Raw genomic sequence first — 15,635 nt, forward strand, 5'->3', positions numbered from 1 at the left:
AATTCCATCAACTCCTTCTATATTTGTCATATAACTGGTAATTTAATCATGATACCTAAATCAGGTTCAGGAACAGTGACAGACCCGCTAACACCCAGTGAAATTCGCGAGGAAGATTGACTAAAAAGCTTTACATTTCGACCTATGGCTGCCAGATGAACGTGTATGATTCCGCCCGGATGGCAGACATCATGGCCCCGCTCGGCTATTCCCTCACGGAGGAGCCCGCCGATGCCGACATGGCCATTCTCAATACCTGTCATATCCGCGAGAAGGCGTCGGAGAAGACCTTCTCCGAACTTGGACGCTTGCGCAAATTCAGAAGCGCCCGCCAGTCCCGGGACGACAGCGACATGATTATTGCCGTCGCCGGATGCGTTGCCCAGGCCGAAGGCGACGAGATCATGAAACGCGCGCCCTATGTGAATATGGTTTTCGGCCCGCAATCCTATCACCTGCTGCCGCAAATGGTGGCCGAGGCTAATCGCGGCGTTGGTCGTATCCTGGAGACCGATTTCCCGGTCGAGCCCAAATTCGATCATCTGCCCGATACGGCAATCGACACCAATCTGAGCGCCTTCCTCACGGTTCAGGAGGGCTGCGATAAATTCTGCGCTTTCTGCGTCGTGCCCTATACCCGGGGTGCCGAGTTCTCCCGCCCTGCCCGCGCGATTACCGACGAGGCAAAACGTATGATCGCGGGCGGCACCCGCGAAATCACCCTGCTCGGCCAGAACGTCAATGCCTACCACGGCGCGGACGCGGATGGAGAGCCGGTATCCCTCGCCCGCCTGATCAAGGATCTCGCGGAGCTGGACGGGCTCGACCGCCTGCGCTACACCACGTCTCATCCGCTGGAGATGACCGAAGAGTTGTGCCAAGCCCATCGGGATGTCGATATCCTGATGCCCTATCTGCATCTGCCCGTTCAGGCCGGATCAGACCGGATCCTTGCTGCAATGAACCGCCGCCATACGGCGAGCGACTATCGTCACATCATCGAGAAATTACGGAAGTACCGACCGGACCTCGCCCTGTCCGGAGATTTTATCGTCGGGTTCCCCGGGGAAACAGACGCCGATTTTGAGGCAACCCTGCAACTTGTCCGCGATGTCGGATATTCTCAGGCCTACAGCTTCAAATACAGCCCGCGCCCCGGAACTCCCGCCGCCGGTCTGGCAAGCGAGATGGTACCGGAGCCGGTAAAATCAGAACGGCTGGCCCGCCTGCAGGCCCTTCTTAATGAGCAACAGATTGCCTATAATCGCGAATTTGTCGGCCGGGAGATTGATGTCCTGCTCGAACGCGAGGGGAAGCGCGACGGGCAACTCGTCGGTCGCAGCCCGTACATGCAATCGGTCTTCGTCCCGTCGCCGGCACACCGGATCGGGCGTATTGCAACTGTCATCGTGCAAGAGGGGAATGCCAACTCTCTACGTGGCGAACTGAAACCCGGTAGCGTCGCTGATGCGGCCTAGGAACAAACGTGTCTAAAAATCAAACAAACACCAAAACACCAAAAACCAGCCCAACGAACGACACAACTATTCTTGAATTTGAAAATAATCATCTGCTCGCCCAGCTGGTAGGTGAGCATGACCGGTATCTTGCCCGCATTGAAGAAGGCCTGAACGTCTCGGTCGCCTCACGCGGGAACAAAATGGCGATTTCCGGCACCAAGCAGGCGCAGGCGCAAACAAAAGGCGTGCTGCAGGACCTCTACAAACGTCTTGAAAAAGGGATGGATGTAACCGAGGGGGAAGTCGACGGCGCCATCCGCATGGCCGGGGACGCCCCGGCAAAGGACGGCAGTCGCGCCTCAGTCTCCGAGGACAGCAGCATGATCGTGACCAAACGGCGCCGCATCACGCCGCGTTCGACCAATCAGGCGGCCTATGTCAATTCGCTCCGCACCCATGAACTGGTCTTCGGTCTCGGCCCGGCCGGTACCGGCAAGACCTATCTCGCCGTCGCCAATGCCGTCGCCATGCTGATTGAAAACAAGGTCGACCGGCTCATTCTGGCCCGCCCGGCGGTGGAGGCCGGTGAAAAGCTCGGCTTCCTGCCCGGGGATATGCGCGACAAGATCGACCCCTATCTCCGGCCGCTCTATGATGCGCTCTATGACATGCTGCCCGCGGAAGAAGTCGTGAAACGTCTGGAAAATGGTGAGATTGAGGTTGCCGCCCTTGCCTTCATGCGTGGTCGGACCCTGTCCAACGCCGCGATTATTCTCGACGAGGCACAGAATACAACGCCGGTGCAGATGAAAATGCTGCTGACCCGCATGGGGGAGAATTCCCGCATGGCTGTCACCGGCGACCTCAGTCAGGTCGACCTGCCCCTTGGCATGCGGTCCGGACTGCATGAGGCGGTCGATATCCTTCAGGGCGTAAAGGGTGTCGATTTTATCAATTTCGGCGAAGGCGATGTGGTTCGCCATCCGCTTGTCACCCGCATCGTGCGTGCTTATGGCGAGCATGACCGGGAGAAACAACTCGCCCTGAAAGCCAGAAAGAACTAGGGAACAGGCTGCGCAAGCCGAACAGTGACATATGTTGGATGTAAATTTGTTGTGCTGGACGGTCAAATGACGCCCCTGCCCTTTACCCTTGATGTTGCCATCACCTTTCAGGATGACGGCTGGAAGTCCCTGATACCGTCGGTTGAAGCACGCTGCGAGGAAATTATCGCGCGCGCGCTTCGGACGCTCCCCGACCTGCCCGGCGCGGCAGAGGCCCCGGCAAAAGAACTGCCAGTTGTCGAAATCAGCCTCGTGCTCACCGATGATGCGGGCATTCAGGACCTCAATCGCGAGTATCGCGACACGGATAAACCGACGAATGTTTTATCCTTTCCTGATACAAGTCTCGACGCCGCTGAGCTTGCCGCCGCCGCCGCGATGACGGAGCCGTTAATGCTCGGCGATATCGTCATGGCGCGGGAAACCCTGCAAAGGGAGGCAGCGGCGCAGGGCAAGAGCCTTGCCGACCATATGGCCCATCTCCTCGTTCATGGTGTTTTACATCTTGTCGGCTATGACCATATCGACGACAATGAGGCCCAGATTATGGAACGGCTTGAGATCGCCGTCCTGCACGACTTGAAAATACGCAATCCCTATGAACCATCCGATAATCAACAGGAGATCCCCGACAAAAAATGACCGAAGACGCGTCAACCGGAAATTATCCCAACCCCGATGAAACCCAGAAGCCACAACGTCCTCCCAATAGCGTCTGGCATGTCCTGAAACGTGTATTGGGTGTCGGGCAACAATTAGAGGGAAGCGTGCGGTCAACGCTCGAAGAACTCATCGAAGAGCATAACGACCCCGAACAATCGATAAATGCCTCTGAGAAGATGATGCTCACCAATATCCTGAGTTTCAGCGAACTTAGCATCAGCGACGTGATGATCCCTCGCGCCGATATCGAGGCAATCGACAGCAACCTCACGCTCGATCAGGTGGTCGAACGGTTCAAGGAGACAAGCCATTCCCGCCTGCCGGTCTATGATGAGGGACTGGATAATGTAACCGGCATGTTTCATATCAAAGACCTCATCAATTTCTGGGGCCAGCCGGATGCCGAGACATGGCAGAATTTCCGCCGTGAGATCCTGTTTGTACCGCCATCGATGTCGGTTCCGGATCTGCTCCTGAAAATGCGGGCGACCCATATTCACATGGCCGCGGTGGTCGATGAATATGGCGGCATTGACGGACTGGTGACGATCGAGGATCTGGTCGAGGAAATTGTCGGGGATATTGAGGACGAGCATGACGAACAGGAAGGCCCCCTGATTATCGTTGCCGCCAATGGCATGATGGAAGCGGATGGCCGGGCCTCAATCGAGGAGTTGGAAGCGTTGGTGGAAATCGACCTGCTTCCCGAAGATGAGGATGAGGAAGTGGACAGCGTTGGCGGACTGGTCTTCCAGCTTGCCGGGAAGATTCCGGCCCGCGGCGAGATCATTTCTCATTCCAGCGGGCTCGACTTTGAAATCATTGATGCCGATCCGCGCAAGGTGAAAAAAGTCCGCATCCGGCGACGCCAGCCTTAACCTTTGGACGAAAACTGAGCATTGGACAGAGAATGAGCGCTATACACGCCTGGATCCAGGGGCTGACGTTTGCCAAAAAAGCGTTTCTGTCCTTTGTTCTCGGGATTGCCGTGGCGGGCGCGCTGGCCCCGACGTACCTGATTTTCCTGCTTCCCGTCAGTTTCACCGGCGTAATCTGGTTATTGAGCGGGGCGCAAACCCGGTGGCAAGCCTTTTTCATTGGCTGGTGGTTCGGCTGGGGCCAGTTCATTGTCGGGCTGTACTGGATCGGCGTTGCCTTTCTTGTCGATGCCCAGACCCATGCGCTGTTAATCCCCCTGCCGGTTCTTGGCCTGCCCGCGGTGCTGGCGATCTTTCCGGGACTGACCGCGCTCGCCACCCATATGCTGAAAGTGAAATCGCTTCCCCGCCTGTTTTTCTTCGCCGGCTGCTGGATGGCGCTTGAATATGTCCGCGGCACGATCTTCACCGGATTTCCCTGGAATGCTCTCGGCTACAGCTGGGCCTTTTTCCTGCCCATGCTGCAATCGGCCGCCTATATCGGCATTTTCGGCCTGACCCTTCTGACCGTGTTCGCAAGCACGGTGCCGGCCCTGTTCGTCGACGCAGAGACCTCGCGGAAGACCGCGGTTATCTCTCTGGTCTCCGTTATCGGCGTACTCATAGCCCTCACCGCCTTCGGAGCGGCAAGACTGGCCACGCAATCGAGCGGCCTGTATGACCAGGTAAATTTACGGCTCGTCCAGCCGAACATCCCGCAAGAAGATAAATGGGCGGCGCATTTGCGCCTTGAGCATTTGCGCAAGCTGATCCGCCTGAGCCAGACGAAAACCGGCACCGCGCCCACCTTTCTTGTCTGGCCGGAAACGGCGGTGCCTTACTATCTGACGACGATGGATGACCTGAAAGCGCAACTCGCCGAGTTCGTGCCCAAGGGCGGGGCGATCATTACCGGGGCGCCGCGCCATGACCGCGGCGATGACCGCTACTGGAACAGCCTGCAGGTTCTCGATGAAAAAGGGGAAATTCGCGCAGTTTACGACAAACAGCATCTGGTGCCCTATGGCGAATATATGCCGATGCGCTGGCTGATGACGGCTACTGGCCTGACCAAAGTGATCCCTGCCCTTGATGAGATGTCTGATTTCGCCGACTCCGACAAGAACGAGCCGAAAGTGATCCGCATGGATGGCCTGCCGCCGGCGCGCGCCATGATCTGCTATGAAATTGCCTTTCCCTGGGAGGTGGCGCCGGGGGAGGATTTTTCCTGGATCGTGAATATCACCAATGACGGCTGGTTCGGCAATACCAACGGCCCCTACCAGCATTTCGCCATGGCCCGAAGCCGCGCCGTCGAGCAGGGCGTTGCGGTCGTGCGCGCAGCCAATACCGGTATATCCGCAATCATTGACCCCTATGGCCGGGTGCTGGAGCGTCTCGATCTGAACGATACGGGGATCATCGATGGCGCCCTTCCAAAACCGATCGCCGGGCGGACGCCCTATGGGCATTACGGTGAATATATTCCGATGGGGGTCATCGTCCTGTTCATCGGAATAGGGGTGGCCTCAAAACGGCGAAACCGCAAATTCACGCGTGTCTCATCTTGACTAGGATTTTTTTTAAACCGATACTGCCCGAGTGGCGCGGGGAGAATGTCACTTGTTATACGTGACAGATTTAGACGTATGCCAATTGCCAGACATATATAGGGAAGTTGTGATGCCAAATCATCCGGTAGATGTGCATGTGGGGAGTCGCGTCCGTATGCGCCGGACGTTGCTGGGGTTAAGCCAGCAGAAACTGGGAGACAAGCTCGGACTGACTTTCCAGCAGGTTCAAAAATACGAACGGGGGGCCAACCGGATTGGGGCCAGCCGTCTTTTTGACATAAGTAAATTTCTCGATGTGGCGCCGTCCTTCTTTTTTGAAGGCATGCCGAGCGAGGTATCGAAATCCAGCGCCGGATTTGCCGAGCCCGGCGAGAGTTTTGAGCATCAGCATCTGGACAAGCGCGAAACCCTGGAACTGCTCCGCGCCTACTACAAGATTACCAATCTCGACGTCCGAAAGCGGGTTTTTGAGGTCATTAAATCCATTGCCGCAGAATACGAAAAATAAAACTTCCGACCCGGCCCGGTGGGCCACGGAAGACATTTCTTGACCCCCGGTTCGATTTTGGTAGAGTGCGGCCAGCTTTTTGACATTGGATACAGCACGGTCGTCACGGGTGTTCATGCCGGTACCGTCTATTAAAACAAGAGGATATTTGAGTGCCGAGCAAGAATTATCTGTTTACGAGTGAATCCGTTTCGGAAGGACATCCGGACAAGGTCTGTGACAGGATTTCCGACAGTATCGTCGATCTCTACCTCTCGCATGACCCCTACGCCCGCGTTGCCTGCGAGACATTGACGACAACCAATCGCATCGTGCTCGCCGGGGAAGTTCGCGGGCCCGCCTCGATCACCAAGGCGCTGATTGAAGAGACAGCGCGCGCCGCCGTCCGCGACATTGGCTATGAGCAGGACGGATTTCACTGGCAGAATGCGGCCGTGGATGTTTTCCTGCACGCCCAGTCCGCCGATATTGCGCAAGGCGTCGATGCGGCCGGCAACAAGGATGAAGGCGCCGGAGACCAGGGCATCATGTTCGGCTACGCCGTCAATGAAACCGACGTTCTGATGCCGGCACCGATCTATTATTCCCACGGCATCCTGAAGGAACTGGCCCGGGTGCGCCACAGCGGCGCCGAAAAAGGCCTCGGCCCGGATTCGAAAAGCCAGGTCACACTCGCCTATGAAAATGGCAAGCCGGTGCGGGCCACCTCGGTCGTCGTCTCGACCCAGCATGACGCGGACCTTGATACCGATGCCGTTCGCGAAATCGTCCGCAAATATGTGACGCAGGTTCTACCCGATGGCTGGATGTGCCCGGAGGAGGATTTTTACGTCAATCCCACGGGGAAATTTGTGATTGGCGGACCTGACGGCGATGCGGGCCTGACGGGGCGCAAGATTATTGTCGATACCTATGGCGGCGCAGCGCCCCACGGCGGCGGCGCCTTCTCCGGCAAGGATCCGACCAAGGTTGATCGGTCCGCGGCCTATGCATCGCGATATCTGGCCAAGAATGTGGTTGCGGCTGGGCTTGCCGATCGCTGCTGCATCCAGGTTTCCTATGCCATCGGCGTCTCGAAGCCGTTGTCGCTTTATGTTGACCTGTACGGCACCGGGAATGTCTCTGAAGAGAAGCTGGCAAAAACCCTTATGGAAATGATGGATTTGAGCCCGCGCGGCATTCGCGAGCATCTACAGCTTAACAAGCCGATTTATGCGCGCACCGCAGCCTATGGTCATTTTGGCCCGGCCCCGGATGCCGACGGTGGATTTTCCTGGGAAAAAACCGACCTCGCGGACAGCCTGAAAACCGCCCTGTCGTAAGCCGGTCGCGATGACGGAAGACGACATCGGCGCAAAACGGATTCTCTATGGCCGTCGGCGCGGAAAGCCACTTCGCAAGGGCCAGAAAATACTGGTTGCTGAGGAACTGCCGAAGCTCACGGTCGATCTCGATGGCGGTGAAATTGACCTGAGCGGGCTTTTCGGTCCGGGAATCACTGATTACTGGCTTGAAATCGGTTTTGGCAGCGGCGAGCATCTCGCCTGGCAGGCCGATCACCATCCAGACACTGGCATCCTCGGCTGTGAGCCATTTCTAAACGGGGTTGCCACCCTGCTGGGGAAATTGCAGGAAACCGGAAGTGCCAACGTCCGCCTTCACAATGAGGCAGCCGAACTCTTGATGGAAAAGCTGCCCTCCGCCAGCCTCGACCGCGCCTTCCTGCTGTTTCCCGATCCCTGGCCGAAAAGTGGACATAACAAGCGGCGATTCGTCTCGTTCAGCAATATCGCGGCACTCGCGAGGATCCTGAAACCCGGCGCCGAACTTCGTATCGCAACCGATCATACCGATTATGGCGCCTGGATCCTTTGGCATATGCTGCGCGCGCCGGACTTCGAATGGAAGGCGGAAACCGCCGACGACTGGCGCCTCCGAAGCACCGACTGGCCGCCCACACGTTACGAGGGGAAAGCCGTTGATAAGGGGCTTCATCCGGTCTATTACCGGTTTCGCCGATGCTAGGCACCCTGGCAGATCGAGTTTCGCGAAAAAATACTTGGCTTTATGGGTATCTCGGCTATTATAAAGAGTATACATACTGTTCGCTCACCGTCAGGATGAGCTTTTGAACGGTGGGCCTCTGGTCCGCTGTTTTTTTATGTTTTTTGTTTGGAATGCGAGTCGAACCCTGAACCCGATAGAACACATTGCCGAAATGATCACGCCGTCCCTTGCGGATATGGGGTACGAACTCGTCCGCATTACCCTGACAGGCAGTGAGAAGAAGATCCTCCAGATCATGGCGGAAAAACCCGACGGAACGATGACGATTGAAGGGTGCACGGAAGTAAGCCGGATGGTATCCGCGTTGCTGGATGTTGAAGACCCGATTGCGGGTGCCTATGACCTTGAGGTATCGTCGCCGGGGATCGACCGTCCGCTGACCCGGCAGAAGGACTTTGAACGCTGGTCGGGGTTCGAGGTAAAAGTAGAGCTGGAGCAGGCCGTTGACGGCCAGCGCCGGTATAGAGGGAAGTTGTTGGGCCTGGAAGCGGAGATGATCCAGCTTCTAAGTGACGATGGCACCCGACTGGAACTGCCTTTCTCTGATGTGAGAAAGGCGAAGTTAATTTTGACCGATGAATTAATCGCCGCAAGTACACGCGGTACTTAAGTCTTGAAAAAGATTTTTGGATGGAAATTTAATCATGGAAAACGCTGCTAGTTTAAACCGCCTGGAATTGTTGCAAGTCGCCGATGCGGTTGCCCGAGAAAAAGTGATCGACCGCGATATCGTCCTTGAGGCGATGGAAGAAGCCATCCAGAAGGCGGCGCGGGCAAAATATGGCAATGAAAATGATATCCGCGCCAATATTGATCGCGGAACGGGCGAAATCCGGCTGGCCCGCATCCGCGAGGTTGTGGAGGAAGTCGAGAATGACTCAACGCAGATAACCGCCGCCAACGCGCAGGCCGAAAAGGAAGGCGCCGTCGTTGGCGACTTGCTGGTTGACCCCTTGCCGCCGATTGATTTTGGCCGTATCGCCGCGCAGACGGCAAAGCAGGTTATTGTCCAGAAGGTCCGCGAGGCCGAGCGCGAACGGCAATTCCACGAATATAAGGACCGCGTCGGCGAAGTCGTCAACGGCATTGTCAAGCGCGTTGAGTATGGCAATGTCACCGTCGATCTTGGCAAGGCGGACGCCGTTGTCCGGCGCGACGAGATGCTGCCGCGCGAAAGTTTCCGCCAGGGTGATCGCATTCGCGCCTATATCTACGATGTCCGGCAGGAACAGCGCGGCCCGCAGATTTTCCTGTCGCGCAGCCACCCTCAGTTCATGGCCAAGCTGTTTGGTCAGGAAGTGCCTGAGATTTATGACGGCATCATCGAGGTGAAAGCCGTGGCCCGCGATCCCGGAAGCCGGGCGAAGATTGCGGTCCTGTCCAATGATTCGAGTATTGACCCTGTCGGCGCCTGCGTCGGCATGCGTGGCTCACGCGTGCAGGCCGTGGTCAACGAATTACAGGGCGAAAAAATTGATATCATTCAATGGTCTCCGGATCAGGCGAGCTTTATCGTTAATGCCCTCGCCCCGGCCGAGGTGGCCAAGGTGGTCCTCGATGAGGACGCTAACCGCATCGAGGTTGTCGTTCCCGATGACCAGTTGTCGCTGGCCATTGGCCGCCGCGGCCAGAATGTGCGGCTTGCCTCGCAGCTTTCCGGCTGGGACATTGATATCCTGACCGAGGAAGAGGAAAGCAACCGCCGTCAGGCCGAGTTTACGGAGCGCACGCAAAGCTTCATCGCGGCCCTTGACGTGGACGAGACCATTGCCCAACTATTAGCAGCGGAAGGGTTTACCTCGATCGAGGATGTCATGTATGTGGACGTCGCCGAGATCGCGGAAATCGAAGGGTTCGACGAAGAGATTGCCGAGGAACTCAGCCGCCGTGCCCAGGAATTTGTCGAGAAGACGAATGCAGAACTGGAAGAGAAACGCCAGGCTCTGGGTGTCAGCGATGACATCGTCAACCTGCAGGTCCTGACCCTTGCCATGATCGTTGCTCTTGGCGAAGCGGGGATCAAGGAACTTGATGATCTTGCCGATCTCGCAGGTGATGAACTAGTCAATGCCGAGGACGGTATCCTGCGGAGCTTCGATTTAAACCTTGAAGAGGCAAATCAGGTCATCATGGCCGCGCGGGCACATTGGTTCGAAGGCGACGAAGCCGCTGCCGCTGAGACGTCCGAAAATGACGATACGACCGATGCAACTGATGAAGAAATTCCGGCAAGCTAGGCTGGAACTGGAGAACTAGACTTGAGTGATCCGCAGCGGCGGTGTATAGCCACTGGACAGATACGGGAAAAGGAAGACCTTCTTCGCTTTGCCGTATCCCCGGAGGGCCATCTGGTACATGATATCCAGAAAAACCTGCCGGGGCGCGGCATCTGGATAAGCTGTCGCCGGGAGGCAGTTGAACTGGCGCTGAAAAAGCGACTGTTTGCAAAATCCGCGAAGCAGGCGGTCACGGTCCCGGCGGATTTGTCGGCCCTGATTGACAGATCCCTGTCGCAGCAATGCCTGGCCCTTCTGGGGCTGGGTCGTAAAGGTGGGTTATTGACGGTTGGCTTCGCCAAGGTCGAGCGGGCCTTGAAGTCAGGAAAGGCGGCCTTTCTGATCGCGGCCAGCGATGGCGCGGAGGACGGGCGGCAGAAGTTGAAACGAATTGCAGGCGACCTGCCCGTGATTGACATTTTCAGCGGTGCTGAATTAAGTCAGGCCCTGGGCAAGGAAAATCTTGTTCACGCAAGCATGGGGTCCGGGCGGCTGGCAACAAGAATTCTGAAGGCGGTTTCTCAACTATCGAAGTTTAGAAACCCGCTCAATGAACCTAAAGAAACCGAAGTGTCGGAGTAAGAATGACTGAGACAAATGACAAGGATGGGCGCAAGTCGCTTAGCCTGAACAAACCGTTGGAAGCGAAAAAATCTGCTGGCGGCAAGAGTCAGGTCCGGCAGAGCTTTACTCATGGTCGCTCCAAGACCGTGCAGGTGGAAGTGCGCAAAAAACGCAGCACTTTAGGCCCCGGCGCGGCGAAACCGGCGGCAACCCCTCCGGCTGCCTCCGATGCCCCCAAGAAAACTCTTCAGGCTGGCAAATCGCCGCTGGGCAAGAGCCCGGCACCGGCCGCGCGCAGATCTGGCGGCGGCAATCCGTCGCTTATCCTGACCACCGATGAAAAGGCCGCCCGGGCCGCCGCACTTGCCGGTGCCCGTGAACAGTCCATCAAGGATGCTGAACGCCGGACCATAGAGGAACAGGCGCGGATCGAAGAAGAAAAACTGCGGGCGGAAAGCGCTCCGGAAGATGTACCGGCGGAAGAAGCTGCGGTGGAAGCCGAAGAAGCCCCCAAGGTCACGAAGCGCCGCTCGCCCGAAGAACGCCGCCGTGCCGAGGAGGAGGAAGCCCGCCGTCTGACGGAAGAGGCGGATGCCACCAAGAATGCGCAAGTGGCCGTTCACCGCGAAAAGAACAAGTCAGCCATCAAGGAAGAGCCCCGTCAGGAAGGCCGTACAGCCGCGACGCGGACCCCCCGCAGTGGTGGCGATGAGCCCGACACCAATGACGATGCCGGTTCCGGGCGGAAGAAACTGACAAAATCGGGCCGTGGCGCGCCCAGCGACGACCGGCCCACGCCGACCCGTAAAACGGACGAGCCGCGCCGCCGTGCCGGTCGCCTGACCATCGGCGAGGCATTGGATGACCGCGGACCGAAACAACGGTCCCTCGCCTCCCTTCGCCGGGCCCGCAAAAAGCAGCAGCAATCATCAGAGCCGCCGCAGAAGATTTTCCGCGAGGTTACCATTCCGGAAGTTATTTCCGTGCAGGAACTCGCCAACCGTATGTCCGAGCGCTCTGTTGACGTCATCAAGGCGCTGATGAAACTTGGCATCATGTCAACCGCCGGACAGACCATTGACGCGGATACGGCCGAACTTGTCGTTGAAGAGCTTGGACATACGTCCCGGCGTATTGCCGAATCCGATGTCGAGATTGGCCTTGGCGGCGAAGTCGAGGACCTGCCCGAGCAGATGCTTCCGCGGGCGCCTGTGGTCGCGGTCATGGGCCATGTTGACCACGGTAAAACGTCGTTGCTGGATGCATTACGCAAAACCGATGTTGTCTCCGGCGAGGCCGGCGGCATCACCCAGCATATCGGCGCTTATCAGGTCTCACTCGCCTCGGGCGATGTGATTACCTTCCTCGATACTCCGGGCCATGAAGCCTTTACGGCAATGCGGATGCGCGGGGCGCAGGTGACGGACATCGTCATTCTTGTGGTTGCCGCCGATGATAGCGTCATGCCGCAAACCATTGAGGCGATCAAGCATGCGAAGGCGGCGAACGTCCCCATTATCGTTGCCATCAACAAGATCGACAAGCCGTCGGCAGACCCGGACAAGGTGCGTCAGGAACTCCTGCAGCATGAAATCTTTGTTGAAAATATGGGGGGCGACGTTCTCGACGTTGAGGTTTCCGCGCTTAAAGGCACCGGACTCGACAAGCTGCAGGAAGCGATCCTGTTGCAGGCGGAACTGCTTGAGCTTCGGGCTAATCCCGACCGCTCCGCCCATGGCACGGTGGTTGAGGCAAAAATCGAAACCGGACGCGGCATGGTCGCAACGGTTCTCGTGAACCGCGGAACCCTGCGTGTTGGCGATTACTTTGTGATGGGGTCCGCCATGGGTAAAGTCCGGGCACTCCTTGATTATCGCGGCCGCAATGTCGAGGAAGCGGGACCGTCGGTCCCTGTGGAAATCCTGGGTATTCAGGGCGCACCGGAAGCTGGCGATGATTTTGTCGTCACCGAGAATGAGAGCCAGGCACGGGAAATTGCAACCTATCGTCAGCGGGTCGACAAGACCAAGAAGGTCACAGCCTCTGCGCGCGGGACAATCGAACAGATGTTCACCGCCATCAAGGAAGGCTCCGCGAGCGAACTTCCCGTCGTCATCAAGGCGGACGTTCAGGGCTCGGCCGAGGCAATCTCCAATGCCCTCGAGAATATGGGCACCGACGAAGTCGCGGTAAAAATCCTGTTCTCCGGTGTGGGCGGCATTACGGAATCCGATATTTCGCTGGCTGCGGCCTCGCGGGCAATCGTCATTGCCTTCAACACACGCGCGAACAAACAGGCACGGGAAGACGCCGAACAGGAAGGCATCGACATTCAGTATTACTCGGTGATCTATAACGTCATCGACGATATGCGGGCGATGCTGTCTGGCATGCTGGCGCCGACATTGCGCGAGAATTTCCTTGGCTACGCCGAAATCCGCGAAGTTTTCAATATTACCAAGGTCGGCAAGATCGGCGGTTGCATGGTCACCGAAGGCAATGTGAAGCGGGGCGCCAAAGTCCGGTTGCTGCGTGACAATGTCGTTATCCATGAAGGCACACTCTCGACCCTCAAACGGTTCAAGGATGAAGTCAAGGAAGTGAAATCCGGCATGGAATGCGGTATGGCGTTCGAGAATTATCACGACCTGCAGGTCGGCGATGTTATCGAATGTTTTGAAGTCGAGGAAGTGGCCCGCCAACTTTAACGGCGTCTTTCAGGGCGTTGATGGAAATCGCGGAGAACTCTCATGGCAAGTGCAAAACGAGGTCACAAGACCGCCAGCAAGCGACAGCTCCGCGTCGGCGAGGAGCTTCGTCATATCATTGCAGCGGTGCTGACAAAGGACATCATTCATGACCCGGACGTGGCCGGGGCGTCGGTCACGATTACCGAAGTCAAGCCAAGCCCGGACATGCGCAATGCGACTGTCTATGTCACCCCGCTCGGCGGTGCCAATGAAGAAGCGGTGATTGCGGGCCTGAACCGGACGGCCGGTGTTATACAGGCGGAAATGGGGCGTCAGCTGACGATGAAATTCACGCCGAAGCTGATGTTTAAAAAGGACGATTCCTTCGATTACGCCCGTCATATCGACGATCTTATCCGCAAGAACAAGCATCCGGACGGAGCCGAATAACCGCCGATGGCACGCACCCGGCGGGGCAATCCCATACATGGATGGCTGAATATCGATAAACCTGTCGGCAGGACATCCGCGCAAGTCGTCGGTGCCGTCAAGCGGATCATGAACGCCCAGAAGGCCGGTCATGCCGGAACGCTGGACCCGTTCGCGACGGGCGTGTTGCCGATCGCCCTGGGGGAGGCCACAAAAACCGCTGGCTACATCGTCGATGACACCAAGGAATACCGGTTCACTGCCCGCTGGGGTGAGGCGCGCAACACCGATGATATCGAGGGCGAGATTACCGCGACATCACCGAAACGGCCAACAGATAACGATATCCTGGCGATCCTTCCTGACTTTACCGGTACCATAAGCCAGTGCCCCCCGGCATTTTCCGCCATCAAGATCAAGGGGGAACGCGCCTATAAACTGGCCCGGGCCGGGGCTGAACTTGATATGCCGGAACGAAATGTCCATATAGTAGCATTAGAGTTGGTTCATCATATTGATGAGGACCATAGCGTTTTTGACGTTACCTGCGGAAAGGGGACCTATATCCGGTCGCTCGCCCGTGATATGGCGATCAAACTCGGGACAGTGGCCCATTTAACCGCCCTCCGGCGCACGCGTGTTGGCCCTTTTTTGCAAAAGTATGCGATTTCGCTGGATAAGTTGGAGAAGCTGTGGCAGTGTCCCGCAGAATTTGAGGACCTGCTTCCGATAACGACCGCGCTGGACGACATCCCGGCACTGGCCATGACGGAACCTGAGGCAAATCGCCTTCGGCACGGCAATGACGTGGCAGCCCCAGATCAAGCAGACGGAATAGTCTGCGCAATGGCCGGGAAAACCCCTATCGGAATAGCTAAAATCAAAGACGAAAGGCTGTTTCCCGTTCGGATTTTTAATATTTAAACTTTAGGAGATACCGATGTCGATCACTGCAGAAAGAAAAGCAGATTTGATCAAGGAATATGCAACCACCGAAGGGGACACAGGGTCACCGGAAGTGCAGATTGCTATTTTAACGGAACGGATTGTCAATCTGACAGATCATTTCAAGGAACATAAAGGCGACGTTCATTCGCGCCGTGGTCTCTTGAAAATGGTTAGCCGTCGCCGCCGTTTGCTCGACTACCTTAAAAAGGTCGAAGAAGCACGTTACCAGACGACAATCAAGCGTCTTGGAATACGTAAATAATAATGAGATTTATGGATCTGTACAAGATCTCGATCCCTTCAAACGCCGGTGACTGCCTTGGGCTTGGCCCACTGCACATCGGCGTTTGCCGCATCTAGTTGGCCATTTGCCGTCGACGATGCAAAAGAAGAAGACATTACGTTATATAAGACCGGGGCATAGGGTCCCGGATATTGGCAGGACGGCATGGGGCTGTTCCTGCGTTGGAAGGAA

15 protein-coding genes are annotated in these 15,635 nt (G+C 56.9%); all 15 read left to right on the forward strand.

What is annotated here, in order from left to right; translation table 11 throughout:
* The first annotated feature begins 116 nt into the window (after positions 1-116).
* The gene (miaB, locus tag ACESNI_RS14230; protein WP_373088019.1) at positions 117-1,478 is read left to right on the forward strand and encodes a tRNA (N6-isopentenyl adenosine(37)-C2)-methylthiotransferase MiaB; all 1,362 of its coding nucleotides are present in this window, start codon (positions 117-119) and stop codon (positions 1,476-1,478) included.
* Between the two features lie 8 nt (positions 1,479-1,486).
* On the forward strand, positions 1,487-2,524 hold the full coding sequence (locus tag ACESNI_RS14235) for a PhoH family protein (protein WP_373088021.1): 1,038 nt from the start codon (positions 1,487-1,489) through the stop codon (positions 2,522-2,524).
* 66 nt (positions 2,525-2,590) lie between these two features.
* On the forward strand, positions 2,591-3,166 hold the full coding sequence (gene ybeY, locus ACESNI_RS14240; RefSeq protein ID WP_373088023.1) for an rRNA maturation RNase YbeY: 576 nt from the start codon (positions 2,591-2,593) through the stop codon (positions 3,164-3,166).
* Complete coding sequence (locus ACESNI_RS14245; protein ID WP_373088025.1) at positions 3,163-4,065, forward strand: hemolysin family protein; 903 nt, start codon at positions 3,163-3,165, stop codon at positions 4,063-4,065. The genes ybeY and ACESNI_RS14245 overlap by 4 nt, the downstream gene beginning before the upstream one ends.
* 32 nt (positions 4,066-4,097) lie before the next feature.
* Positions 4,098-5,675, forward strand: coding sequence for an apolipoprotein N-acyltransferase (gene lnt / locus ACESNI_RS14250; protein WP_373088028.1), 1,578 nt, complete (start codon positions 4,098-4,100; stop codon positions 5,673-5,675).
* Between the two features lie 112 nt (positions 5,676-5,787).
* Positions 5,788-6,186, forward strand: coding sequence for a helix-turn-helix domain-containing protein (locus ACESNI_RS14255; protein ID WP_373088030.1), 399 nt, complete (start codon positions 5,788-5,790; stop codon positions 6,184-6,186).
* A 152-nt stretch (positions 6,187-6,338) separates the two neighbouring features.
* Positions 6,339-7,508 carry a methionine adenosyltransferase gene (gene metK, locus ACESNI_RS14260; RefSeq protein ID WP_373088032.1) on the forward strand — a complete coding sequence of 390 codons (1,170 nt, stop codon included), beginning with the start codon at positions 6,339-6,341 and terminating at the stop codon, positions 7,506-7,508.
* 10 nt (positions 7,509-7,518) lie between these two features.
* Complete coding sequence (locus ACESNI_RS14265) at positions 7,519-8,211, forward strand: tRNA (guanosine(46)-N(7))-methyltransferase TrmB (RefSeq protein WP_373088034.1); 693 nt, start codon at positions 7,519-7,521, stop codon at positions 8,209-8,211.
* A 193-nt stretch (positions 8,212-8,404) separates the two neighbouring features.
* Positions 8,405-8,863 carry a ribosome maturation factor RimP gene (rimP, locus tag ACESNI_RS14270; protein WP_373088036.1) on the forward strand — a complete coding sequence of 153 codons (459 nt, stop codon included), beginning with the start codon at positions 8,405-8,407 and terminating at the stop codon, positions 8,861-8,863.
* A 34-nt stretch (positions 8,864-8,897) separates the two neighbouring features.
* A complete protein-coding gene (gene nusA / locus ACESNI_RS14275) occupies positions 8,898-10,490 on the forward strand; it encodes a transcription termination factor NusA (protein WP_373088038.1) in 1,593 nt (530 codons plus the stop codon).
* Positions 10,491-10,511: 21 nt separating this feature from the next.
* Positions 10,512-11,111 (forward strand): RNA-binding protein, encoded by a 600-nt coding sequence (locus tag ACESNI_RS14280; protein WP_373088041.1) that lies wholly within the window; start codon positions 10,512-10,514, stop codon positions 11,109-11,111.
* A gap of 2 nt (positions 11,112-11,113) precedes the next feature.
* Positions 11,114-13,801 carry a translation initiation factor IF-2 gene (gene infB, locus ACESNI_RS14285; RefSeq protein WP_373088043.1) on the forward strand — a complete coding sequence of 896 codons (2,688 nt, stop codon included), beginning with the start codon at positions 11,114-11,116 and terminating at the stop codon, positions 13,799-13,801.
* A 42-nt stretch (positions 13,802-13,843) separates the two neighbouring features.
* Positions 13,844-14,233 (forward strand): 30S ribosome-binding factor RbfA, encoded by a 390-nt coding sequence (gene rbfA / locus ACESNI_RS14290; RefSeq protein ID WP_373088045.1) that lies wholly within the window; start codon positions 13,844-13,846, stop codon positions 14,231-14,233.
* Positions 14,234-14,239: 6 nt separating this feature from the next.
* Entirely contained in the window at positions 14,240-15,136 is an 897-nt protein-coding gene (gene truB / locus ACESNI_RS14295; protein ID WP_373088047.1) for a tRNA pseudouridine(55) synthase TruB, read from the forward strand.
* Between the two features lie 16 nt (positions 15,137-15,152).
* Positions 15,153-15,422 (forward strand): 30S ribosomal protein S15, encoded by a 270-nt coding sequence (gene rpsO, locus ACESNI_RS14300; RefSeq protein WP_373088049.1) that lies wholly within the window; start codon positions 15,153-15,155, stop codon positions 15,420-15,422.
* Positions 15,423-15,635 lie beyond the last annotated feature (213 nt).

Source organism: Sneathiella sp. (assembly GCF_041689005.1).
Taxonomy (GTDB): Bacteria; Pseudomonadota; Alphaproteobacteria; order Sneathiellales; family Sneathiellaceae; genus Sneathiella.

Coding starts and splice junctions, on each gene's coding strand:
- ACESNI_RS14255 (WP_373088030.1), top strand. CDS start 5,788: ATGCCAAATCATCCGGTAGATGTGCATGTGGGGAGTCGCGTCCGTATG.
- rimP (WP_373088036.1), top strand. CDS start 8,405: ATGATCACGCCGTCCCTTGCGGATATGGGGTACGAACTCGTCCGCATT.
- rbfA (WP_373088045.1), top strand. CDS start 13,844: ATGGCAAGTGCAAAACGAGGTCACAAGACCGCCAGCAAGCGACAGCTC.
- ybeY (WP_373088023.1), top strand. CDS start 2,591: ATGACGCCCCTGCCCTTTACCCTTGATGTTGCCATCACCTTTCAGGAT.
- infB (WP_373088043.1), top strand. CDS start 11,114: ATGACTGAGACAAATGACAAGGATGGGCGCAAGTCGCTTAGCCTGAAC.
- rpsO (WP_373088049.1), top strand. CDS start 15,153: ATGTCGATCACTGCAGAAAGAAAAGCAGATTTGATCAAGGAATATGCA.
- truB (WP_373088047.1), top strand. CDS start 14,240: ATGGCACGCACCCGGCGGGGCAATCCCATACATGGATGGCTGAATATC.
- nusA (WP_373088038.1), top strand. CDS start 8,898: ATGGAAAACGCTGCTAGTTTAAACCGCCTGGAATTGTTGCAAGTCGCC.
- ACESNI_RS14245 (WP_373088025.1), top strand. CDS start 3,163: ATGACCGAAGACGCGTCAACCGGAAATTATCCCAACCCCGATGAAACC.
- lnt (WP_373088028.1), top strand. CDS start 4,098: ATGAGCGCTATACACGCCTGGATCCAGGGGCTGACGTTTGCCAAAAAA.
- ACESNI_RS14265 (WP_373088034.1), top strand. CDS start 7,519: ATGACGGAAGACGACATCGGCGCAAAACGGATTCTCTATGGCCGTCGG.